Raw genomic sequence first — 22,419 nt, forward strand, 5'->3', positions numbered from 1 at the left:
GGTCCGGAGCACCGGACCATGTAGAACTGTCCGGTGCTCCAGGAACTCTTCACGCCCTCTGTCCAACACGCGCTCGAGCTCGTCGGGATCTTCGTCTTCGCGATTTCCGGCGCGCTGCTCGCCGTACGCAAGAACTTCGACGTGTTCGGCATCGCGGTCCTCGCGGAGGTCACCGCGCTGGGCGGGGGGCTGTTCCGGGACCTCGTCATCGGCGCCGTACCGCCCGCCGCCTTCACCGACCTCGGCTACTTCGTGATGCCGCTGGTCGCCACGGTCCTGGTCTTCTTCCTGCACCCGCAGGTGGAGCGCACCCAGACGGCCGTGAATGTCTTCGACGCCGCCGGCCTCGGCCTCTTCTGCGTGTCCGGCACGACGAAGGCGTACGAGCACGGCCTGGGTCTGACCTTCTCGGCCGTGCTCGGCCTCGCCACCGGCGTCGGGGGCGGCGTGCTGCGCGATGTGCTCGCGAACGAGGTGCCCTCGCTGCTGCGCTGGGACCGGGACCTGTACGCGGTGCCCGCGATCGTGGGCGCCACCATGGTCGCGCTCTGCATCCGCTTCGAGATGCTGAACCCCTTCACCAGCGGGCTCGCCGCCCTCACCACATTCGTCCTGCGCCTGCTCGCCCTGCGGTTCCACTGGCGTGCGCCGCGCGCCTGGAACCGGCGCTCGGCCCGGTCCGAGGACGAACTCCCGCAGAAAGCTACCGCTTAGTAGTTTCCTGCTGTACGGTTCCGTGCCATGAAGAGCGAGTTCGAGTCCGAGTTCGAGTACGAGTTCGACCGCGACACCGCGGTGACCCTGCGCGAGCCGGGCGTCTACGACGCCGAGCTCTCCGCCGGCTGGACGATCATCCACGCCGTCAACGGCGGCTACCTCCTCGCCCTGCTGGGCCGCGCCCTCGGGGAAGCCCTGCCGCACCCCGACCCGTTCACGATCTCGGCGCACTACCTCACGCCCTCGGTACCCGGACCCGCCGTCATCCGGACCGAGACCGTCCGCACCGGCCGGACCCTCTCCACCGGCCAGGCGTCCCTCTTCCAGTACGCGGACGACGGCTCCGAGGTCGAGCGCATCCGGGTCCTCGCCTCCTACGGCGACCTCGACGCCCTCCCCGACGACGTCCGCACCACCGCCAAGCCGCCCGCCATCCCGCCGCGCGAGCACTGCTTCGGCCCCTCCGACGGCCCGGCCCCGCAGATCCCGGGCTCGTCCGCGATCACCGAGCGCCTCGACATCAAGCTCGACCCGGCGACCCTCGGCTGGGCCCTCGGCGCCCCGTCCGGCAAGGGCGAGATGCGCGGCTGGTTCGGCCTCGCCGACGGCCGCGAGCCCGACCCGCTGTCCCTGCTCCTCACCGTCGACGCGCTGCCACCGACCTCCTTCGAGCTGGGCCTCAAGGGCTGGACCCCGACCGTCGAACTCACCACCCACATACGCTGCCGCCCCGCCCCCGGGCCGCTGCGGGTCGCCATCACCACGCGCAACCTCGCCGGCGGCTTCCTGGAGGAGGACGCCGAGGTCTGGGACAGCGCCGACCGCCTGGTCGCCCAGTCCCGCCAACTCGCCCGCGCGCCCAGGGGTTGATGCGATGAGCTCCGCACCGCTGGTGTGCCGTGATCGGGTCTGCCCGCGTGAACGCTTATCCGGCGGAAACCTGGACGCTCGCGACCCAGCGGATGGACCTCGGCGCCTCAATCCGAAAATGACCCTCACGCGCGGTCGCGAGGTCGAATTGGTTGGCGCTGATACGGATCTCGTCGCTTGTGCAATCGATGGGAAACGTCCCCAGTGTTCCTATCGTGAGCACGATAAGCGGAGAGCCTGACTCGGATACGCAATTTACGTCTATCCAGTTCACTCCTTTTCGGAGCTTCACGGTCCCGAAATCCCAGTTTCCCTCCGTCGGCCCTGCCGAAGCTATTTCGTTGAAACCTGGACGCACTTCCGGGCGGGTCAGGACGGCTGCGGCATCGGGCGACTTCGCCGTAGGCGATGAACCCGTCCCGTCTGAATCGGGCATTCCGTCCGCCTTCTCGGCGCCGGTGCATGCGGTGGTCGCGGCTGCCAGGGCCGCGACCGCCAGCACTGCTGCTATGGACCGCTTCAGCTTCTCGTCTCCCAGTACTTGTAGCCGACGGCGGTGTTGGCCACCTTCACCGAACCCGAGGTGCGCTGCGTCTTGCTGCAATTGGGAAGCTCGTAGTACTTCTCCCAGGTGGCGGTGTGCCCCCAGGATCCGTACCGCACGTTTCCGTACTTGCCGTTTGAGATTTTCCGTGAGTACGAGTGGTTCGAACCCCACGTTATGGAGGCTGTGGCGGCAATGCTGACCTCTGCCTTCGCCTCGGCGACGGCAAAGTCGACGGATACACCTCCGGTGCCGGTCACCGTGGTGCTCAAGGTTCCCGAGGCGTGTCGGCTGACCGTCAGGGTCCCCCCCGGCCCGTCCTTGTAGGTGGGCCCCTTGGCGAGATGGGTCGCCGAGTAGCCGTAGACGTTACTCCGCCAGCCCCCGCTGCACACTCCGAAGGTGGACGGCTCTCCCGTCTCTGCCGCATGTGCGGTTACCGGCATGCCGAATGCCGTCATCGCCATAGCGATAACCGCTATACGCGTAGGTGCCATTTCGAGCCCCTCCTGGTGGGAAGCGAGTTGAATTGCTCGCTTGGCCGTCACTCAATCATCACGGGCCCCCGGAATGTTGTCGTCCGTGGCCTCGTTATCGCATCGTGATTGCTTGAGCTTATCTTGAGGTTCCATCGAGGGCGCCGGGGTACGCCCGAAAGTGTCTACAGAAGGATGGTCTGAGTCCTCGGTGATCTTGAACGGGGTGGTTCATTAATTGCCTTGATTTCGTGTTGACATTCATATTCCGGAGCTGCGAATGCATGCGATCGAATGCTGTGTGAAGAGTGACGGGGAGGGGCGACATGGCGTGGCTTGGTGGCATCGACCGGGATGGAGGCGTGCGCGGACCTGCCGCGGCAGGCCGCCGCGGCACCCGCGCTGCTTGAGGGTGAACGTGGGTGCCGGGTGAGAGGTGAGGGGTGGCGGACCAGCCAGCGCCGCCGCCCCAGGGTGCCCCGGGAAACGGGTTGGACAGCCGGTTCGTGCCCATCTCTCGGAGCAGCAGGTCGAGTCAGCGCCCCGGACGCTGGCAGTACGGCCGAGGCCGCGTTCTTCGCCGGTCTTCTAAGCCCTTGGGGAGGAGCGTCCTCCTCGCGCCCCACGGCCATCGGTCTCGCTGCCCTCGCGCCGCGTTTGCGGGACCGCGCACAGCGGGCGTGCCCTGCCCGGTATGGGGATCGGCCTGCCGAACTGGTCGTCCATGCCGTCCCGGCTCGCTCGAAGGCACCATCTCCCGGAGCATCGCCTGGTGCAGCCCCGACCGCGTGCCGCGCCGCCTCGTAGAATCGAGGCACCATGGCCTACCTCGACCACGCCGCGACGACTCCGATGCTCCCGGAGGCGATCGAGGCGATGACCGCCCAGCTCCCCGTCACCGGCAACGCGTCCTCGCTGCACTCCGCCGGGCGCCGGGCCCGCCGTACCGTCGAGGAGGCCCGCGAGACCCTCGCCGAGGCGCTGGGGGCCCGCCCCAGCGAGGTCGTCCTCACCTCCGGCGGCACCGAGGCCGACAACCTCGCTATCAAGGGCCTCTTCTGGGCCCGCAGGGCCGCCGACCCGCGTCGTGTGCGGGTGCTCGCCAGCCCCGTCGAGCACCACGCCGTCCTGGACGCCGTGCACTGGCTCGGCGAGCAGGAGGGCGCCACGGTCGAGTACCTGCGCGTCGACGCGTACGGGCGCGTCCACCCGGACGCCCTGCGCGAGGCCATCGAGCGGGACCCGGACAGCGTCGCGCTCGCCACCGTGATGTGGGCCAACAACGAGATCGGCACCGTCATGCCGGTCGCCGAACTCGCCGCCGTCGCGCGGGAGTTCGGTGTCCCCCTGCACTCCGACGCCGTGCAGGCCCTCGGCCAGGTCCCGGTCTCCTTCGCCGACTCGGGCCTCGCCGCCATGACGGTCTCCGGCCACAAGATCGGCGGCCCGTACGGCATCGGCGCCCTGCTGCTGGGCCGCGAGTACACCCCCGTCCCGGTGCTGCACGGTGGCGGCCAGGAGCGCCACGTCCGCTCCGGCACCCTCGACGTGCCGGCCGTCGCCGCCTTCGCCGTCGCCGGGCGGCTCGCCGCCGAGCGCCGCGAGGCGTACGCCCGCGAGGTCGGCGCCCTGCGCGACGCGCTGATCGACGCCGTCCGCACGGCCGTCCCGGACGCCGTCCTCGGCGGCGACCCCGACCCGGCGGGCCGCCTGCCCGCCAACGCGCACTTCGCCTTCCCCGGCTGCGAGGGCGACTCGCTGCTGCTGCTCCTGGACGCCCAGGGCATCGAGTGCTCCACCGGCTCCGCCTGTACGGCCGGCATCGCCCAGCCCAGCCACGTCCTGCTCGCCACCGGCACCGACCCCGACCTGGCGCGCGGCACCCTGCGCTTCACGCTCGGCCACACGTCCACGTACGCGGACGTCGAGGCGGTCGCGAAGGCCATCGGCCCGGCGGTGGAACGGGCGCGGACGGCGGGCCTCAGCTAAGCGGAGGGCCTCAGCGAGCGGGGCCTCGGTCGGCAGACGGCCTGAGCGAGCCGGGCCTCGGCCAGCAGACCGCCTCAGCGAGCGGCCGAGGCCCCGGAACCCGCCCCGGCGGCCGCGGCGGCGCGCACCAGCTTCATGTACCGGTCCCAGTCCCAGTGCGGGCCCGGGTCGGTGTGGTCCGTGCCCTCCACCTCGACATGGCCGATGATGTGCTCCCGGTCGGCGGGTATGCCGTACCGCGCGCATATCCCGGCCGTCAGCCGCGCCGACGCTTCGTACATCGCCGCCGTGAAGTCCTTCGGGCGGTCGACGAAACCCTCGTGCTCGATGCCGATGCTGCGCTCGTTCATCTCCCGGTCGCCCGCGTGGAAGGCCACGTCGAGCTCGCGGATCATCTGGGCGATGTGCCCGTCCTTGCGGACGACGTAGTGGGTCGCGGCGCCGTGCCCCGGGTTCTTGAAGACCCTCAGGGCGGTCGGATAGCTGCCCTGGACGACATGGATCACGACCCGGTCGATGGTGTAGTCGTCCGGGCGGTCCGCGCGCCGCCAATTGGCCCGCGCGGCCGCCGTCCACTCCGCGCCCTGGTGGTCCAGCTCGCCCTCGACGCGCTTCTTCTCCATGCCGGGCAGCCGCCACCAGGCACGCTCCAGCTCGTCACGGGCCAGCACCGCCGCGCCCGCCACGGCCGCGCCGCCGCCGATCAGCACCGCGCGCCGGCCGACCCGCCGCTTCCCCGCCCCGTCCGTACGCCCCATGTGATCGTGAACGCACGCGCGTACGTATTCGGTTCCCGGACGCTCCACCCGGACCCGTACCCTGAGAGGGCTATGACTCAGACTCCGCAGCGGACCACCCCCCAGCGCCCCCTCCGTGTCCTCGCCGCCATGTCGGGCGGTGTGGACTCCGCCGTCGCCGCCGCCCGTGCCGCCGAGGCCGGCCACGACGTGACCGGGGTGCACCTGGCCCTCTCCGCGAACCCCCAGTCCTTCCGCACCGGCGCGCGCGGCTGCTGCACCATCGAGGACTCGCGGGACGCGCGCCGCGCGGCCGACGTCATCGGCATCCCGTTCTACGTGTGGGACCTGGCCGAGCGGTTCCGCGAGGACGTCGTCGAGGACTTCATCGCCGAGTACGAGGCGGGGCGCACGCCCAACCCCTGCCTGCGCTGCAACGAGAAGATCAAGTTCGCGGCGCTGCTGGACAAGGCGCTCGCGCTGGGCTTCGACGCGGTCTGCACCGGCCACTACGCGACCGTGGTCACCAAGGAGGACGGCACCCGGGAGCTCCACCGCGCCTCCGACATGGCCAAGGACCAGTCCTACGTCCTCGGCGTCCTCGACGAGAAGCAGCTCGCCCACGCCATGTTCCCGCTGGGCGACACGCTCACCACCAAGGACGAGATCCGCGCGGAGGCGGAGCGGCGCGGCCTCGCCGTCGCGAAGAAGCCCGACAGCCACGACATCTGCTTCATCGCCGACGGCGACACCCAGGGCTTCCTGGCCTCGCGCCTCGGCAAGGCGGAGGGCGACATCGTGGACGAGTCCGGGACCAAGCTCGGCACCCACGAGGGCGCGTACGGCTTCACCATCGGCCAGCGCAAGGGCCTGCGCATCGGCCACCCGGCGCCCGACGGCAAGCCCCGCTACGTCCTGGACATCTCCCCGGTGAACAACACCGTCACCGTCGGCCCCGCCGAGGCCCTCGACGTCACCGCCCTCACCGCGATCAAGCCCCGCTGGTGCGGCACGGCCCCCTCAGCCCCCGGCACCTACACGGCCCAGCTCCGCGCCCACGGCGGCGAGACCCCGGTGACGGCGGCCCTCGTCGGCGACGAGCTCCACGTCACCTTCGCCGAGCCGGTCCGGGGCGTGGCCCCGGGCCAGGCGATCGTCCTCTACGACGGCACCCGCGTGGTCGGCTCCGCGACGATCGCGACGACGACGCGCCGCGAGGCGCCGGAGCCGGCCACGACGGCCTGAGCCCCGCCCCGCCTCAGCCGGTGGCTTCCGCGAAGAAGCGCCCCAGCACCGGCGCCAGCACCTGCGGTGCCACCTCGTGCGTCTGGCCCGTCAGCGTGGTGTGACGGGCGCGCGGTACGGCGGCGGCCACCGCGCGGGCCGTGTCGCGCGTACGGGCCGGGCTCGCGCCGCCGTCGAGGACCAGCACGCGCGCGGTGACGGCGGCCAGCAGGGCGGAGGGCGGGGCCGGGTTCCCCGGCGCCGCGGCGCCCGCGCCCACGAGCGGGGGCAGCGGGGAGAGCGCGGCGCCGTACGGCGGCTCGTACACCGACAGCCGGCGGATGGGCAGCCCGGCAGCGGCCGCCTCCAGGGCGAGCACACCGCCCGAGGCGGTGCCGTGTACGTACGCGCTGCCGCCCGCCTCCGCGATGAGCGCCGCCAGGTCGCCGAGCTCGGCCGCGCCGCCGCGCCGGTCATAGGTGTACGTGGTGAAGCGCGGCGCCAGCAGCCGCGCGAGCGCCGCCTCACCCGCGCCCGCGTCCGTGCCCGGCGCACCGCCCACCAGGATCAACGGCGGCCCGTCGCCGCGCCGTTCGTACGCCGGCACCGTCCTGTTCAGTTTCTCCATACGGGGGCAGACCGGAGCCGGACGCGAAACTCATCGGCGCGGCGTCACACCACCTCTGTTTCGTAGAAACAGAGGTGGTCCTTGATCGGGGCGACCTCCGCCTTGGGGTCGGGATACGCCCAGACCGCGTCCTTCGCCCCGGCCAGTGACCAGTAGGACGCCGTCCCCTTGAACGGGCAGTACGTGTGCGTGTCGGAGGGGGACAGCAGATCCATCCGTACGTCCGCCGGCGGCAGGTAGTAGCGCACGGGGCAGCCCGTCTCGCGCAGCACCAGCGGCCGCCGGCTCTCGGCGATCACCCGGCCCCCGTGCAGGACCCGTACGTGCTCCGTGCCCGGCTCGACGGTGATGCGGTGTCCCTGCTCCTGTCCCTGCTCCTGTCCCTGTCCCTGTCCCTGTCCCTGTCTCTGTCCTTGTCCCTGTCCGTGACCTGTCGGTCCTGTCGTCGTCATGACCGGTCCAACGGCGGCACCCCGGCCCCGATTCCCCGTACCGTGGCGCCATGAACATCTGCGTCTTCCTCTCCGCCGCGGACCTCGACGACCGCTACACCGTGCCCGCCCGCGAATTCGCCGAGCTGCTCGCCAAGGGCGGCCACACGCTCGTCTGGGGCGGCTCCGACGCCGGTCTGATGAAGGTCGTGGCGGACGGGGTCCAGGAGGCGGGCGGGCGGCTGGTGGGGGTCTCCGTGGAGTTCCTGGTCCACAAGGCCAGGAGCGGAGTGGACGAGATGGTCGTCGCCAAGGACCTCGCCGAGCGCAAGGCGCTGATGCTCGCCAAGTCCGACGCGGTCGTCATCATGGTCGGCGGCACCGGCACCCTGGACGAGGCCACCGAGATCCTGGAGCTGAAGAAGCACGGCCTGCACACCAAGCCCGTGGTGCTGCTCAACACGGCGGGCTTCTACGACGGCCTGAAGGAGCAGTTCCGGCGGATGGACGCGGAGGGCTTCCTGCCCGTGCCCCTCACCGACCTGGTGTTCTTCGCGGAGGACGGCGTCGCGGCCCTCGCGTACCTGGAAGAGGCCGCCGGGATCCGCTGAGGCGCCGGGTGATGCGAGCATGGCCCGTATGGCTACACATCTGATCACCGGGGCAGGGTCCGGCATCGGCGCGGCGGTCGCGCGACGGCTGCACGCGCGGGGTGACGACCTCGTCCTGCTGGCCCGCGACGCCGGGCGCGCCAAGGAACTGGCCGAGACCTACCCCGGCGCCCGTACGCTCGTCGGCGACCTCGCGACCCCCGACCGCCTCTCCTGGGCCTTCTCACACCAGTCCCTCCCGGACCGGCTCGACTCGCTGCTGCACGTCGCGGGCGTCGTCGACCTCGGCCCGGTCGGCGACCTGACCCCCAAGACCTGGCGCCATCAGCTCGACGTGAACCTGCTCGCCCCCGCCGAGCTCACCCGGCTGCTCCTGCCCCAACTGCGGCTCTCCCAGGGGCACGTCGTCTTCGTCAACTCCGGCGCCGGGCTCAACGCCCACGCCGAGTGGGCCGCGTACGCCGCCTCCAAGCACGGCCTGAAGGCCCTGGCCGACGCGCTGCGCCACGAGGAGCACGCGAGCGGCGTACGCGTGACCTCGGTCTACCCGGGCCGTACGGCCAGCCCCATGCAGGCCAAGGTGCACCAGCAGGAGGGCAAGGAGTACGACGCCTCCCGCTGGATCGACCCGGAGTCCGTCGCCACCGCGATCCTCACCGCCATCGATCTGCCGCGCGACGCGGAGATCAACGACCTGTCGGTGCGACCGGGACGGTAGCGCCGACCGCGGGAGACGCCGGCCCTCATGCCGGCGCGTACGCTTCCCGGGTGAGCGAGAACAACGACTTCAGCTGGGGCCCGGCGACCGGGGTCGGGTCCATGCCGGGCGGCGACGCGCGTGAGGCCGTCAAGACCGTCACCGGGTCCTTCGAGACCTTCCCGCACCTCCCCGAACTCCCCGCGCGCGGCCCCGGCGCAGACATGGTCGGGCGCACCCTCGGGATGCTGGTCGAGATGTACGCGCACGTCGAGCCGAGCGGCTGGCGGATCAGCGACCGCCCCGGCCGTGACACCCGGCGGGCCAGGTCCTGGCTCGGGGAGGACCTCGACGCCCTGGAGGAGTTCACCCAGGGGTACGAGGGCGTGCTCAAGGTGCAGGTCGCCGGCCCGTGGACGCTGGCCGCCGCGCTGGAGCTGCGCGGCGGCGAGGCGGCGCTCGGCGACCCCGGCGCGTGCCGGGACCTGGCGGAGTCGCTGGCCGAGGGGCTGCGGGCCCATCTCGCGGAGGTACGGCGCCGGGTGCCGGGCGCGCGGGTGGTGCTGCAGCTGGACGAGCCGTCCCTCGCCGCCGTCCTGCGCGGGCAGGTGCGGACCGCGAGCGGCTACCGGACCTACCGGGCGGTGGACCGGCAGGTGGTGGAGGGCGCGCTGCGGGACGTCGTCGGGGTGAACGACGGTCCGGTGATCGTGCACTCCTGCGCCGCCGACGTGCCGTTCGCCCTGCTGCGCCGGGCGGGCGTCGCGGGCATCTCGTTCGATTTCTCCGCGCTCACCGAGCGTGACGACGACCAGATCGGTGAGGCGGTCGAGGGCGGCACGAAGCTCTTCGCGGGCGTCGTGGGGTCCACCGACGGCCCATTGTCGGACCCTGCCGGTAGCGTCATGGGTGTCAGGACGCTGTGGCGCAGGCTGGGGCTGCATCCGGGGGCTCTCGCGGAGTCGCTGGTGATCACCCCGTCGTGCGGGCTGGCGGGCGCCTCGCCCGCGTACGCCCGGGCGGCGCTCGCCCACTGCGTCAGGGCGGCGAGATCGCTCGCGGACAACCCTGAGTAACGTAGGCAACGGGAGGATTACGGTGGCTGTCGAACAGCAGGACGCGGTGCCGGCCGAGGCACGGGAGAAGCACGCGCAGCTGGCCGAGCAGGTGGAGGAGCACCGCTTCCGGTACTACGTGAAGGACCAGCCGGTCATCAGTGACGCGGAGTTCGACAAGCTGCTGCGCTCGCTGGAGGCGCTGGAGGAGGAGTACCCGGAGCTGCGGACGCCCGACTCGCCGACCCAGAAGGTCGCCGGGGCGTACGAGACGGAGTTCACCGCCGTCGAGCACCGCGAGCGCATGCTCTCGCTGGACAACGCCTTCGACGACGAGGAGCTGGCCGCCTGGGCGGACCGCGTCGCCAAGGAGGTCGGCACCTCCGCGTACCACTTCCTGTGCGAGCTCAAGGTCGACGGTCTCGCCGTGAACCTGACGTACGAGAAGGGGCGCCTGACGCGCGCCGCGACGCGCGGCGACGGGCGCACGGGCGAGGACATCACGCCGAACATCCGCACCATCGCGGACGTCCCGGACCGGCTGAGGGGCGACCGGATCCCGGACCTCGTCGAGATCCGCGGCGAGGTCTACTTCCCGATGGAGAAGTTCGAGGAGCTCAACGCCCGCCTGGTGGAGGCCGGCGACAAGCCCTTCGCCAACCCGCGCAACGCCGCGGCCGGTTCGCTGCGCCAGAAGGACCCGAAGATCACCGCGACGCGCCCGCTGCACATGGTGGTGCACGGCATCGGCGCCCGCGACGGCCTGGAGATCGGCCGGCTCTCGGAGGCGTACGGCCTGCTGCGCGAGTGGGGCCTGCCGACCGCCCGGCACAACAACGTCGTCGACGGCATCGAGGGCGTACGGGAGTTCATCGCGTACTTCGGCGAGCACCGCCACTCCGTGGAGCACGAGATCGACGGCGTGGTCGTCAAGCTCGACGAGATCCCCCTCCAGGGGCGCCTCGGCTCCACCTCGCGCGCGCCGCGCTGGGCGATCGCCTGGAAGTACGCGCCGGAGGAGGTCAACACCAAGCTGATCAACATCAGGGTGGGCGTGGGCCGCACGGGCCGGGTCACGCCCTACGCCCAGGTCGAGCCGATCACGGTCGCGGGCTCCGAGGTCGAGTTCGCCACCCTCCACAACCAGGACGTGGTCAAGGCCAAGGGCGTGCTCATCGGCGACACGGTGGTGCTGCGCAAGGCCGGTGACGTCATCCCGGAGATCCTCGGCCCCGTGGTGGACCTGCGGGACGGCACCGAGCGGGAGTTCGTGATGCCGTCCGAGTGCCCCGAGTGCGGCACGCCGCTGCGCCCGATGAAGGAGGGTGACGTCGACCTCCGCTGCCCCAACGGGCAGACCTGCCCCGCCCAGTTGCGCGAGCGGCTCTTCTACCTCGGCAGCCGCAAGGCCCTCGACATCGAGAACTTCGGCTATGTGGCGGCGGCCGCGCTGACCAGGCCCCTGGAGCCGGCCGAGCCGCCGCTGGTCGACGAGGGCGACCTGTTCGACCTGACGATCGAACAGCTGCTGCCCATCAAGGCGTACGTCCTGGACCAGGACAGCGGTCTGCCCAAGCGGGACCCCAAGACGGGCGAGGAGAAGATCGTCACCGTCTTCGCCAACCAGCAGGGCGAGCCTCGCAAGAACGCCCTGGCGATGCTGGAGAACATCGCGGCGGCCAAGCAGCGTCCGCTGGCCCGGATCATCACGGGCCTGTCGATCCGTCACGTCGGCCCGGTCGCGGCGGAGGCGCTGGCACGCGAGTTCCGCTCCCTCGACCGCATCGCGCAGGCGACCGAGGAGGAGTTGGCGGCCGTCGAGGGTGTCGCCGACACCATCGCCGCCTCGGTCAAGCAGTGGTTCGAGGTGGACTGGCACCGCGAGATCCTGCGCAAGTGGCGGGCCGCCGGGGTCCGGATGGAGGAGGAGAGCACCGGGGAGGACGAGGGGCCGCGCCCGCTGGAGGGACTGACGGTCGTCGTGACCGGCACCCTGCAGAACTACACCAGGGATGGCGCGAAAGAGGCGCTCCAGAGCCGCGGAGCGAAGGTGACGGGTTCCGTTTCGAAGAAGACGTCCTTCGTGGTGGTCGGCGACAATCCCGGTTCCAAGTACGACAAGGCCATGCAGCTGAAGCTTCCGGTTCTGGACGAGGACGGCTTCACCGTCCTGCTGGAGCAGGGTCCTGACGCAGCGAAGGACGCGGCGCTCCCGCTCGAGCAGTAGCCACGAAAGGGCGGGTTCCGGACACGGAACGATGGGAAATCATCACCCGTTCAGCGCATACCAGATGGATAAGGGTGGCCGGGTCGCATTCGGGCAAGAGCTGTAGAGCGGTGCCCGTCGAAGCCTTCCGCGGCCTACTGTTGAGACGTGCGCCTGTCGTGCACGGCCGCGGAGACCGGTTTCGGCCGTGGTGGCATGACAACAGGGCCATCACGTGGCAACGGCACAGCCGGCTGTGAGAGGGACGGAATGAAACCGACCGAGAGCGCCGCCCCGGTCTCACGGCCGTGTGTGTACGCGGCCTGCGAGGGCATCGCAGCAAGGCTCCCCGCCATGGTGGTGGTCCTGGCCGGGCTGCTGCTCGCGACCGGGCTCGTCAGCGCGGTCCGCGACGGTCACGCGCTCTTCCCCGGCGGCGCGGAGGGCTGGTCGCTCGCCGTGCTCACCGGCATCATCGTCGGCCACCTGGTGGCCCTGGGCCGCGACCGCTGGTGGGGCGGCACCGGCTCCGGCGCCGCGCTCACCCTCGCGGTGCTGCTGCTGTACGGATGGGTGCCCGCCGGACTGGTCAGCCTCGCCGTCGTCGTCCTGGTGGGCGTGGCCCGGCGTCACCGCTGGCGGCAGGGGCTGCTGCACGGCGCCGCGGACATCCTCGGCATCGGGGCTGCGGCCCTGGTGCTCGCCGCCTTCGGTGACGTACCGAGCGTCGAGCGCCCGTGGCGGCCCCTCGAATGGGGGATCGAGGCCGTACCGGAGGTGGCGCTGGCGGCCACCGCGTATCTGGTGGTGACCCGGCTCCTGCTGTGGTACACGCTCGCCCCGCCGAGCGGCGGACTGCCCACGGCCGCCCGCACGGCGCTGCTGCGCCAGGGGCTCGTGGCGGTCGCCCTGCTCGGCATCGCGCCGCTGATCTGCGTGGTCGCGGTCTCCCTGCCGGTGCTGCTGCCGTTGTTCGCCGTCCCGCTGATCGCGCTGGACTCCACGCTGTGGATCGCCCGCGCGCGGGCCGAGGAGCAGCTGCGCGACCCGCTGACCGGGCTGCCCAACCGCCAGTGGCTGCTGGAGCGGACCTGGACCGCCCTGGAGGACGCGGAGGGCGAGGGGGTCCGGGCCGCGCTGGTCCTGATCGACCTCGACCGTTTCCGGTCGGTCAACGACACGCTCGGCCACCTGGCGGGTGACCGGCTGCTGCTCCAGATCGCCGACCGGCTCCGGCTGGCGTTGCCGCGCGGCGCGGAGGCGGCCCGGCTCGGCGGCGACGAGTTCGCCGTCCTCCTGCCGACCGCCGACTCCACGACCAGCGCCCAGCGCGTGGCCCGCCAGCTCGCCGCCGAGCTCTCCTCGCCACTCGACCTCGACGGGCTCACGCTCGTCCTGGAGGCCAGCGCGGGCGTCGCGGTCTTCCCCGACCACGCGCGCGACGCCGAAGGGCTCCTCCAGCGCGCCGACGTCGCCATGTACCAGGCCAAGCGGGACCGCACGGGCGTGGAGGTGTACGAGTCCAAGCGCGACTCCAACACCCCGGACCGCCTCGGCCTCCTCGGCGACCTGCGCCGCGCCCTGGACGCCGGCGAGGTCGAGCTCCACTACCAGCCCAAGGTCGGCTTCGACGGGCACGTGGCCGGCCTGGAGGCCCTGGTCCGCTGGGTGCACCCGGAGCGCGGACGGGTCCCCCCGGACGAGTTCATCGCCATCGCCGAGTCCTCCGGCCTGATGCCCCACCTCACCGAGTACGTCCTGGAGACGGCCCTCGGCCAGGTCGCCAAGTGGCGCGCCCAGGGCCTGGAGGTCCCCGTCGCGGTGAACGTCTCCCCGCGCGACGTCCACAGCCCCGGCTTCGCCGGCGCCGTCGCCGCCCGGCTGGCCCGCCACGGGGTGCCCGCCGGATCCCTGCAACTGGAGATAACCGAGCACGTCCTCCTGGAGGACCCCCAGCGCGCCGCCGACACCCTGGCGGGCCTCACCGGCCACGGCGTCAAGATGTCGCTGGACGACTTCGGCACCGGCTACTCCTCCCTGGTCCACCTGCGCCGCCTCCCGGTGAGCGAGCTCAAGATCGACCGCTCCTTCGTGGCGCGCCTCGCCGTGGACAACGAGGACGCCGAGATCGTCCGCTGCACCGTCGACCTCGCCCACTCCCTCGGCCTCCTCGTCGTCGCCGAGGGCGTCGAGGACGACGAGACCTGGGAGCGCCTGCGGGACCTGGGCTGCGACGCCGTCCAGGGCTGGCTCGTCGCCGCCGCGATGCCCCCCGCCGAAACCACCGCCTGGCTCCGCGCCCGCGACCCCCAGACCCCCGCCCCGGCGCCCCTCGCCCCGGCCGAACTCCCGGCCGCCGCGCCCCCGTCCCCGCAGAACGCGGACCAGGTGGTCCAGTAGCCCCGCCCCGTGGGGCCCCCGTCGGGGGGCCGCCCGGCAAACCGTTTCACGGGCACGGGGCCCGGCCCCATAGGATTGGGCCAAAACCATCACACTCACCCCTGAGGATCGCTGCATGCCTGGCATCACGCGCGAGGAGGTCGCCCACCTCGCCCGGCTGGCGCGTCTGGAACTGAAGGGCGAAGAGCTCGACCACTTCGCCGGACAGCTCGACGACATCATCGGCGCGGTCGCCCGCGTCTCCGAGGTCGCCGACCAAGACGTACCGCCGACCTCCCACCCGCTGCCGCTGACCAACGTCATGCGCCCGGACGAGGTCCGTCCTTCGCTCACCCCCGAGCAGGCGCTCTCCGGCGCGCCCGCCCAGGAGCAGCAGCGTTTCAAGGTGCCGCAGATCCTGGGGGAGGACTAAGACCATGACGGACATCGTCAAGCTCACCGCCGCCGAGATCGCGGAGAAGATCGCCTCCGGCGAGCTCACCGCCGTCGAGGTCACCGAAGCCCACCTCGCCCGGATCGAGGCCGTCGACGAGAAGGTCCACGCCTTCCTGCACGTCGACCGCGAGGGCGCCCTGGCCCAGGCCCGCGCCGTCGACGAGAAGCGCGCCAAGGGCGAGAAGCTCGGCCCCCTCGCGGGCGTGCCCCTCGCCCTGAAGGACATCTTCACCACCCGGGACATGCCGACCACCGTCGGCTCCAAGATCCTGGAGGGCTGGATCCCGCCGTACGACGCGACGCTCGTGCAGAAGCTGCGCGCGGCCGACGTCGTCATCCTCGGCAAGACCAACATGGACGAGTTCGCCATGGGCTCCTCCACCGAGAACAGCGCGTACGGACCCACGGGCAACCCGTGGGACCTCACCCGCATCCCCGGCGGCTCCGGCGGCGGCTCCTCCGCCGCCCTCGCCTCGTACGAGGCCCCGCTCGCCATCGGCACGGACACCGGCGGCTCCATCCGCCAGCCCGCCGCCGTCACCGGCACGGTCGGCGTCAAGCCGACGTACGGCGGCGTCTCCCGCTACGGCATGGTGGCGTTCTCGTCCTCCCTCGACCAGGGCGGCCCCTGCGCCCGTACGGTCCTGGACGCGGCGCTGCTCCACGAGGTCGTCGCCGGCCACGACCCGCTCGACTCCACCTCCATCGACGCCCCGGTCCCGCCGGTCGTCGAGGCGGCCCGCAACGGCTCCGTGCAGGGCATGCGCGTCGGCGTGGTCAAGCAGTTCCGCGGCGAGGGCTACCAGGCCGGCGTGCTCCAGCGCTTCGACGAGTCCGTCGAGCTGCTGCGCGAGCTGGGTGCCGAGATCGTCGAGCTGGACTGCCCGTCCTTCGACCTCGCCCTCTCCGCGTACTACCTGATCGCCCCGTCCGAGTGCTCCTCGAACCTCGCGCGGTTCGACGGCCTGCGCTACGGCCTGCGGACCGGCGACGACGGCACGCGCTCCGCCGAGGACGTCACCGCCCTCACCCGCGAGGCCGGCTTCGGCCCCGAGGTCAAGCGCCGCATCATGCTGGGCACGTACGCGCTCAGCTCCGGCTACTACGACGCGTACTACGGCTCGGCGCAGAAGGTCCGCACGCTCATCACCCGGGACTTCGAGAAGGCCTTCGAGCAGGTCGACGTGATCGTCTCCCCGACGACCCCGACCACCGCCTTCCCGATCGGCGAGCGCGCCGACGACCCGATGGCGATGTACCTCGCCGACCTGTGCACCATCCCGACCAACCTGGCCGGCAACGCCGCCATGTCGCTGCCCTGCGGCCTCGCCCCGGAGGACAACCTCCCGGTCGGCCTGCAGATCATCGCCCCCGCCATGAAGGACGACCGCCTCTACAAGGTCGGTGCGGCCGTCGAGGCCGCCTTCGTGGAAAAGTGGGGGCACCCGCTGCTGGAGGAGGCTCCGTCGCTGTGAGCGCACTGACCAAGGCCAAGGGCTTCAAGAAGTCCAAGACCGGTACGTATCTGTCCATCGGCACCACCGCTTTCGGCGCCGTCAGCGTGGTCAAGCAGCTGCGCAAGGCCCGCGGTGAGAGCGACTCGCTCCTGCTGCTCGACGCCGTCGTGTCCGCCGCCGCCATCGCCACCGGCCTCGCCATCCTGCTGCGCGAGCTCAAGCGCGCCGGTGACGACGACGTCCTGCTGGGCTGAGAGGGAAAGTTTCACCGTGACCGTCATCACCGAACTGGTGCCGTACGAGGACGCCCTCGCCGCCTACGACCCCGTCATGGGCCTCGAGGTGCACGTCGAACTCGGCACCAGGACCAAGATGTTCTGCGGCTGCTCGACCGAGCTGGGCGCCGAGCCCAACGCGCAGACCTGCCCGACCTGCCTCGGCATGCCGGGCTCGCTGCCGGTGGTCAACGCGACCGCCGTCGAGTCCGCCATCAAGATCGGCCTCGCCCTCAACTGCGAGATCGCCGAATGGTGCCGCTTCGCCCGGAAGAACTACTTCTATCCGGACATGCCGAAGAACTTCCAGACCTCCCAGTACGACGAGCCGATCGCCTTCAACGGCTACCTGGACGTCCAGCTGGAGGACGGCGAGGTCTTCCGCGTGGAGATCGAGCGCGCCCACATGGAGGAGGACACCGGCAAGTCGACGCACGTCGGCGGCGCCACCGGCCGTATCCACGGCGCGTCCCACTCCCTGCTCGACTACAACCGCGCCGGCATCCCGCTGATCGAGATCGTCACCAAGCCGATCACCGGCGCCGGCGAGCGCGCCCCCGAGGTCGCTAAGGCGTACGTCGCCGAGCTGCGCGAGCTCATCAAGGCGCTCGGCGTCTCCGAGGCCCGCATGGAGATGGGCCAGATGCGCTGCGACGTGAACCTGTCGCTGCGCCCGCACGGCGTCGAGAAGTTCGGCACCCGCAGCGAGACCAAGAACGTCAACTCGCTGCGCTCCGTGGAGCGGGCCGTCCGCTTCGAGATCAGCCGCCACGCGGGCGTGCTGAACGCCGGCGGCACGGTCATCCAGGAGACCCGCCACTTCCACGAGGAGGACGGCTCCACGACCTCCGGCCGGGTGAAGGAGGAGGCCGAGGACTACCGGTACTTCCCGGAGCCGGACCTCGTCCCGGTCGCCCCGTCCCGCGAGTGGGTCGAGGAGCTCCGCCAGGGGCTGCCGGAGCTGCCGCGCGTGCGCCGCAACCGGCTGCGCGAGGAGTGGGGCGTCTCCGAGCTGGACATGCAGGCCATCCTCAACGCGGGCGCGGTCGACCTGATCGTCGCCACGACCGAGGCGGGCGCCCCGTCCGACCAGGCCCGCAAGTGGTGGATGGGCGAGCTGGCGCGCAACGCCAACGAGTCCGGCACCTCCCTGGACGCCCTGCCCATCACCCCGGCGCAGGTCGCCCGCATCACCGAGCTCGTCGCGTCCGGAGACCTCAACGACAAGCTGGCCCGCCAGGTCATCGAGGGCGTGCTCGCGGGCGAGGGCGACCCGGACACCGTCGTCGAGAAGCGCGGCCTGAAGGTCGTCTCCGACGAGGGCGCGCTGGGCGCGGCCGTCGACGAGGCGATCGCCGCCAACGGCGCCATCGCGGACAAGATCCGCGGCGGCAAGGTGGCCGCGGCCGGCGCCCTGGTCGGCGCGGTCATGAAGGCCACCCGCGGCCAGGCGGACGCGGCTCGCGTGCGCGAGCTGATCCTGGAGAAGCTCGGCGTGACCGAGGGCTGACCCGCCCCTGGCGACCCCGGCCCCGACCCCCGGCCCCCGTACTCCCGCGCGGAGTGCGGGGGCCGGGCGCGTTCCGCCCCCGGCAAGGGTGCGGCCCCCTGCCGCCGGGGGGAAGAGCGACAGGGGGCCGTCGGTGAGGGACGGATCACCGTCCCAGAGGGGGCTGCCGTGCTTGTGCCCCGGATCGCCCGGCCCATGCCTGCGCCGCGCCGGGTTTTCTTCGTTCCACCGCCGCCGACTCGAAGACGTGTGCGCCCGCCGGAGCGGGGCATACGGCGGAGCGGAGGTGGAAAACAATGGTTCCCTTGCTTCTCGTTCTTCTTCTCGCCCTGATCCTCTTCGGTGCGGGATTCGCACTGAAGGCTCTGTGGTGGATAGCCGTCATCGTTCTCGTGGTGTGGCTGCTCGGTTTCGTGATGCGGTCCACCGGGCCGACCGGAACGCGCGGTCGCTGGTATCGCTGGTAGGCGGTTCCGGTGCCCCGGGACAAGGAGCTGCTGAACGGGCTGACCGTCGATGACAGTCGGCCCGAGCAGCCCATCCTGCTCGACGGGGACGGGAAACCCATCCGTACGTGGCAGGAGAATTACCCGTACGACCGCAAAGTGCGGCGCGCGGAATACGAGCACGCCAAACGCGTGCTGCAGATCGAGCTGCTGAAGCTCCAGCGGTGGATCAAGGAAACCGGTGGGCGGCTGGCCGTGATCTGCGAAGGCCGGGACGCCGCGGGCAAGGGCGGGACCATACAACGGTTCATGGAACGCCTCAATCCCCGCGGCGCCCGGGTCGTCGCCCTGGACAAACCGACCGAACGGGAGGCCGGACAGTGGTATTTCCAGCGTTACGTCTCCCATCTCCCGGGACCCGGTGAGATCGTTTTCTTCGACCGGTCCTGGTACAACCGGGCCGGCGTGGAAAAGGTGATGGGCTTTTGCACGCAGGAGCAGTACGAACTGTTCCTGCGGCAATGCCCCCAATTCGAGCGGCTGCTGGTCGAGGACGGGGTCATCCTGGTCAAATTCTGGTTCTCGGTCTCCCGCGCCGAGCAGCGGACCCGATTCGCGATCCGCCAGGTGGATCCCGTACGGCAGTGGAAACTCTCGCCGACGGATCTCGCGTCCCTCGACCGGTGGGACGACTACACCGAGGCGAAGGTCGCCATGTTCCGGGCGACCGACACGGCGGAGGCGCCGTGGACGGTCGTCAAGTCCAACGACAAGCGCCGCGCGCGGCTGGAGGCGATGCGGCACCTGCTCTGGCGCATCGACTACGACCGCAAGGACCCGGAGGTGGTCGGAGAGCCCGACCCGTTGATCATCGGGGCCGCGCAGACGCTGCTGGAGCCCGGTGAGGAGGACAGCGCCCTCTCGCCCACGCCACTGGCGGACAACATCACCGGACCGGGGGAGCACCCACCGCGCTGAGCGGTCTCACCGGAGCCGCTCGTGATCGAGATCCAGAACCTGAGCACGTCCTACGGCCCGCGCGCCGCCCGGCACTACCGGCGCGCGCGGGTCGCCCGGTCCCGGCGGCGGCGCTCGCCACCCGTGTGGGGTGGAGCGGCGCCGCGGCCAGGGACCGGGCGATGTCCCGTGGGGGGTGAGGATCTGCTGCCCACTGTCGCGCGCGGCATGCGTACATGGCGTGTTCTGGCCAGGAACCGGCGGCCCGGTGGCGCCAATGGTCCGGCCCGGAACCACCCGCCGCCCCGTCCGTCCGGCCCTCGTCCCTCGCTTGGACTTCCCGCACGACCTGTTGGACGTTCACCTTCCGTCCCTCCCGGGGCCTTCCCAGGTCCACGTGGGCTCACTACCGTCCGGCCCGTACCGCTCAATGGATCGCACCCGGACCATTGGGTGACCATGGGACGTCGACTGGGAGGTCGGGCTTGTCACCGGAGAACCCGCGGGGGACATCGCGCAGGAACGTGCTCGCGCTCGGGGGAGGCGTCCTCGGTGCCGCTGCCGCCGGCTCGCTCCTGCCGCCGTCGTTGCGGTCCGCGCTCGCCGCCGAGCCGGCCGGCGGCGGGCTGCGCGCCGTGAAGCACGTGGTGGTCCTGATGCAGGAGAACCGTTCCTTCGACCACTACTTCGGCACCCTGCGCGGCGTCCGCGGCTTCGGAGACCGCAACGCCGTCGAACTGCCCTCCGGCAGGCCGGTGTTCGAGCAGCCCGCGCCGCTCGGCCGCACCGTGCTGCCCTTCCCCGTCCGGGACGCCGCCGAGGCGCAGAAGAAGGACCTCCAGTACATCGGCGACCTCGACCACTCCTGGGGCGGCGGCGCCAAGGCGTGGCGCGACGGCTGGATGGACGGCTGGGTCTCGGCGAAGACCGCCGCCACCATGGCGTACTACGACCGGCGCGACATCCCGCTGCACTACGAGCTCGCGGACACCTTCACCATCTGCGACGCGTACCACTCCTCCATCCACACCTCCACCAGCCCCAACCGCAACCACCTGTGGTCCGGCTGGACCGGCTTCGAGGCCGACGGGTCGCGCGCCGTGACGAACGCCGCGTACGCCGAGGGCACCCACCCCGGCTACCCGTGGCCGACCTACGCCGAGCGCCTGGAGAAGGCGGGCCGCAGCTGGAAGACGTACACGGAGTGGGAGAACTTCACCGACAACAACATCGAGTTCTTCACCACCTTCAAGAAGATCGCCCGCAAGGCCCTGGCCCGCACCGGCGGCCACACCTACATGGAGTCGTTCTACGCGGCCGTGCGCGACACCGGCGACGCCGCCGAGCGGGCCCGGCTGCTCGCCGCCCTGGAGGAGGGCGTCGCCACGCTCACCCCGCCGGAGCGCTCCCTCTTCGAGCGCGGGCTGCGGCGCGTCGAGTCCGGCACGCTCGCGGACGCCTTCCGGGCCGACGTGGCCGCGGGCGCGCTCCCCGAGGTCTCCTACCTCGTACCGTCCGCGATCGACTCCGAGCACCCCGGCTCCTCGTCCCCGATCGCGTCGGCCACCCTCGTCTACAAGGTCCTGGACGCCCTCGCCTCCCACCCCGAGGTCTGGCGCCACACCGTCCTGCTGATCAACTACGACGAGAACGACGGCTTCTTCGACCACGTCCCGCCGCCCGTGCCGCCCGCCGACGACACCGACGAGCGGTGGAAGGGCCTGCCCACCGGGCTCGGCATCCGGGTGCCGCTGCTCGTCGTCTCGCCCTGGACGGTCGGCGGCTACGTCTGCTCCGAGGTCTTCGACCACACCTCGGTGATCCGCTTCCTGGAGAAGTGGACCGGGGTGAAGGAGCCCCAGATCACGCCCTGGCGCCGCCGGGTCACCGGCGACCTCACCTCCGCCTTCGACTTCCGGCGCGGCCGCCCGCAGCCGGAGGTCGACCGGCCGGGCGCGGTCCCGCCGTTCACCGGCCGCTGGCGGCCGCAGCCCCCGCTCGTCCAGCACATGCCCGTACAGGAGCCCGGTACCCGCCCCGCGCGCCCGCTGCCGTACCAGCCGGACGCGTACGGGCGCGTCGACGGCGACACCCTGACCGTCACGCTCAGCAACAGCGGCGCGGCCAGTGCCCCGCTCGCGCTCTATCCGTACGCGGGCGAGTTCGCCACCCCGCAGCACCGCGATGTAAGGGCCACGGCGCAATGGAGGGTGCCCCTTACCGGGCTCCCCGGGGGCGCCTACCGCTTCACGATCACCGGCCCCAACGGCTTCCGCCGCGAGTTCGCCGGCCCGGTCTCCGGCGGTGCCCAGGTCACCTCGTACCTCGACCCGGCCGAGCGCGACGTCCACCTCACGCTGCGCAACGACGGCACCGCCCCCGCCGCCTTCACCGTCCGCCCGCTCGGGTACGTCGACGAGGCCGACCTCGGCGACTGGACCCGCACCCTCACCGTGAAGCCCGGCCGCAGCCGTACCGTCGTGCACTCCGCCGCCGACGCGCACGGCTGGTACGACATCGAGGTGACGGGCCCCGACGGCTTCCGGCGCCGCCTCATGGGCCACATCGAGAACGGGCGCACGAGCGTCTCGGGCTGAGTCCGCGTGGGCCTGCTCACAGCCGTCGCGGGTCGGCGCTGTGAGTAAGCCCACGAAACGGACAAACGATCATTTTAGGCTGCCAGAGTGACTATCCGAAGGTCATGCGTTCTTTGCGGGCAGTTCCCGATAAAGAGCAAGAACCACTCAGGGAGCA

General features: G+C 71.5%; 20 protein-coding genes. 16 read left to right on the plus strand and 4 right to left on the minus strand.

Features of this window, described 5'->3' with window-relative positions:
• The first annotated feature begins 33 nt into the window (after positions 1-33).
• Both ACZ42X_RS06885 and ACZ42X_RS06890 read left to right on the plus strand, forming a co-directional pair.
• Positions 34-714, plus strand: a complete 681-nt coding sequence (locus ACZ42X_RS06885; RefSeq protein WP_355358540.1) for a trimeric intracellular cation channel family protein — start codon at positions 34-36, stop codon at positions 712-714.
• A 27-nt stretch (positions 715-741) separates the two neighbouring features.
• Positions 742-1,587: a thioesterase family protein gene (locus ACZ42X_RS06890; protein ID WP_468285037.1), complete on the plus strand. Its 846-nt coding sequence runs from the start codon at positions 742-744 to the stop codon at positions 1,585-1,587.
• Positions 1,588-2,106: 519 nt separating this feature from the next.
• On the opposite strand, the gene ACZ42X_RS06895 is transcribed toward ACZ42X_RS06890, so the two are convergent.
• A complete protein-coding gene (locus tag ACZ42X_RS06895) occupies positions 2,107-2,592 on the minus strand; it encodes a hypothetical protein (RefSeq protein WP_468285040.1) in 486 nt (161 codons plus the stop codon).
• A gap of 834 nt (positions 2,593-3,426) precedes the next feature.
• Between ACZ42X_RS06895 and ACZ42X_RS06900 the strand changes: the two genes are divergently transcribed.
• Positions 3,427-4,596, plus strand: a complete 1,170-nt coding sequence (locus tag ACZ42X_RS06900; RefSeq protein ID WP_468285043.1) for a cysteine desulfurase family protein — start codon at positions 3,427-3,429, stop codon at positions 4,594-4,596.
• 74 nt (positions 4,597-4,670) lie between these two features.
• Here the strand turns inward: ACZ42X_RS06900 and ACZ42X_RS06905 are convergent, their stop codons facing one another.
• Entirely contained in the window at positions 4,671-5,354 is a 684-nt protein-coding gene (locus ACZ42X_RS06905; protein ID WP_468285046.1) for an N-acetylmuramoyl-L-alanine amidase, read from the minus strand.
• Positions 5,355-5,426: 72 nt separating this feature from the next.
• On the opposite strand from ACZ42X_RS06905, the gene mnmA reads away from it, so the two are divergent.
• Positions 5,427-6,578, plus strand: a complete 1,152-nt coding sequence (gene mnmA / locus ACZ42X_RS06910; protein WP_468285048.1) for a tRNA 2-thiouridine(34) synthase MnmA — start codon at positions 5,427-5,429, stop codon at positions 6,576-6,578.
• Positions 6,579-6,591: 13 nt separating this feature from the next.
• Here the strand turns inward: mnmA and ACZ42X_RS06915 are convergent, their stop codons facing one another.
• Both ACZ42X_RS06915 and ACZ42X_RS06920 read right to left on the minus strand, forming a co-directional pair.
• Positions 6,592-7,185, minus strand: coding sequence for an alpha/beta fold hydrolase (locus ACZ42X_RS06915; protein ID WP_468285051.1), 594 nt, complete (start codon positions 7,183-7,185; stop codon positions 6,592-6,594).
• A 44-nt stretch (positions 7,186-7,229) separates the two neighbouring features.
• Complete coding sequence (locus ACZ42X_RS06920; protein WP_468285658.1) at positions 7,230-7,535, minus strand: DUF427 domain-containing protein; 306 nt, start codon at positions 7,533-7,535, stop codon at positions 7,230-7,232.
• A 152-nt stretch (positions 7,536-7,687) separates the two neighbouring features.
• On the opposite strand from ACZ42X_RS06920, the gene ACZ42X_RS06925 reads away from it, so the two are divergent.
• The 12 genes from ACZ42X_RS06925 (at position 7,688) to ACZ42X_RS06980 (ending at position 22,262) form a co-directional block, all read left to right on the plus strand.
• The gene (locus ACZ42X_RS06925; protein ID WP_361418670.1) at positions 7,688-8,227 is read left to right on the plus strand and encodes an LOG family protein; all 540 of its coding nucleotides are present in this window, start codon (positions 7,688-7,690) and stop codon (positions 8,225-8,227) included.
• A gap of 28 nt (positions 8,228-8,255) precedes the next feature.
• Positions 8,256-8,945 carry an SDR family oxidoreductase gene (locus tag ACZ42X_RS06930; RefSeq protein ID WP_468285054.1) on the plus strand — a complete coding sequence of 230 codons (690 nt, stop codon included), beginning with the start codon at positions 8,256-8,258 and terminating at the stop codon, positions 8,943-8,945.
• Between the two features lie 50 nt (positions 8,946-8,995).
• Positions 8,996-10,000 (plus strand): methionine synthase, encoded by a 1,005-nt coding sequence (locus ACZ42X_RS06935; RefSeq protein ID WP_468285056.1) that lies wholly within the window; start codon positions 8,996-8,998, stop codon positions 9,998-10,000.
• Positions 10,001-10,022: 22 nt separating this feature from the next.
• A complete protein-coding gene (gene ligA, locus ACZ42X_RS06940) occupies positions 10,023-12,206 on the plus strand; it encodes an NAD-dependent DNA ligase LigA (RefSeq protein ID WP_468285058.1) in 2,184 nt (727 codons plus the stop codon).
• A 333-nt stretch (positions 12,207-12,539) separates the two neighbouring features.
• Positions 12,540-14,585: a putative bifunctional diguanylate cyclase/phosphodiesterase gene (locus tag ACZ42X_RS06945; RefSeq protein WP_468285061.1), complete on the plus strand. Its 2,046-nt coding sequence runs from the start codon at positions 12,540-12,542 to the stop codon at positions 14,583-14,585.
• A 115-nt stretch (positions 14,586-14,700) separates the two neighbouring features.
• Entirely contained in the window at positions 14,701-14,997 is a 297-nt protein-coding gene (gene gatC, locus ACZ42X_RS06950; RefSeq protein ID WP_355363428.1) for an Asp-tRNA(Asn)/Glu-tRNA(Gln) amidotransferase subunit GatC, read from the plus strand.
• Positions 14,998-15,001: 4 nt separating this feature from the next.
• Positions 15,002-16,495: an Asp-tRNA(Asn)/Glu-tRNA(Gln) amidotransferase subunit GatA gene (gene gatA / locus ACZ42X_RS06955; protein WP_468285064.1), complete on the plus strand. Its 1,494-nt coding sequence runs from the start codon at positions 15,002-15,004 to the stop codon at positions 16,493-16,495.
• A complete protein-coding gene (locus ACZ42X_RS06960) occupies positions 16,492-16,731 on the plus strand; it encodes a hypothetical protein (RefSeq protein ID WP_468285067.1) in 240 nt (79 codons plus the stop codon). Before gatA ends, ACZ42X_RS06960 begins: the two co-directional genes overlap by 4 nt.
• 16 nt (positions 16,732-16,747) lie before the next feature.
• Positions 16,748-18,262 carry an Asp-tRNA(Asn)/Glu-tRNA(Gln) amidotransferase subunit GatB gene (gene gatB, locus ACZ42X_RS06965; protein WP_361418647.1) on the plus strand — a complete coding sequence of 505 codons (1,515 nt, stop codon included), beginning with the start codon at positions 16,748-16,750 and terminating at the stop codon, positions 18,260-18,262.
• 296 nt (positions 18,263-18,558) lie between these two features.
• Positions 18,559-18,729 carry a DUF5670 family protein gene (locus ACZ42X_RS06970; protein ID WP_361418644.1) on the plus strand — a complete coding sequence of 57 codons (171 nt, stop codon included), beginning with the start codon at positions 18,559-18,561 and terminating at the stop codon, positions 18,727-18,729.
• A gap of 9 nt (positions 18,730-18,738) precedes the next feature.
• Positions 18,739-19,686, plus strand: coding sequence for a polyphosphate kinase 2 (gene ppk2, locus ACZ42X_RS06975; RefSeq protein ID WP_468285070.1), 948 nt, complete (start codon positions 18,739-18,741; stop codon positions 19,684-19,686).
• A 503-nt stretch (positions 19,687-20,189) separates the two neighbouring features.
• Positions 20,190-22,262, plus strand: coding sequence for a phosphocholine-specific phospholipase C (locus ACZ42X_RS06980; RefSeq protein WP_468285073.1), 2,073 nt, complete (start codon positions 20,190-20,192; stop codon positions 22,260-22,262).
• The last annotated feature ends 157 nt before the right edge of the window (positions 22,263-22,419 follow it).

The sequence above is a fragment of the Streptomyces sp. NPDC030862 genome (assembly GCF_055571835.1).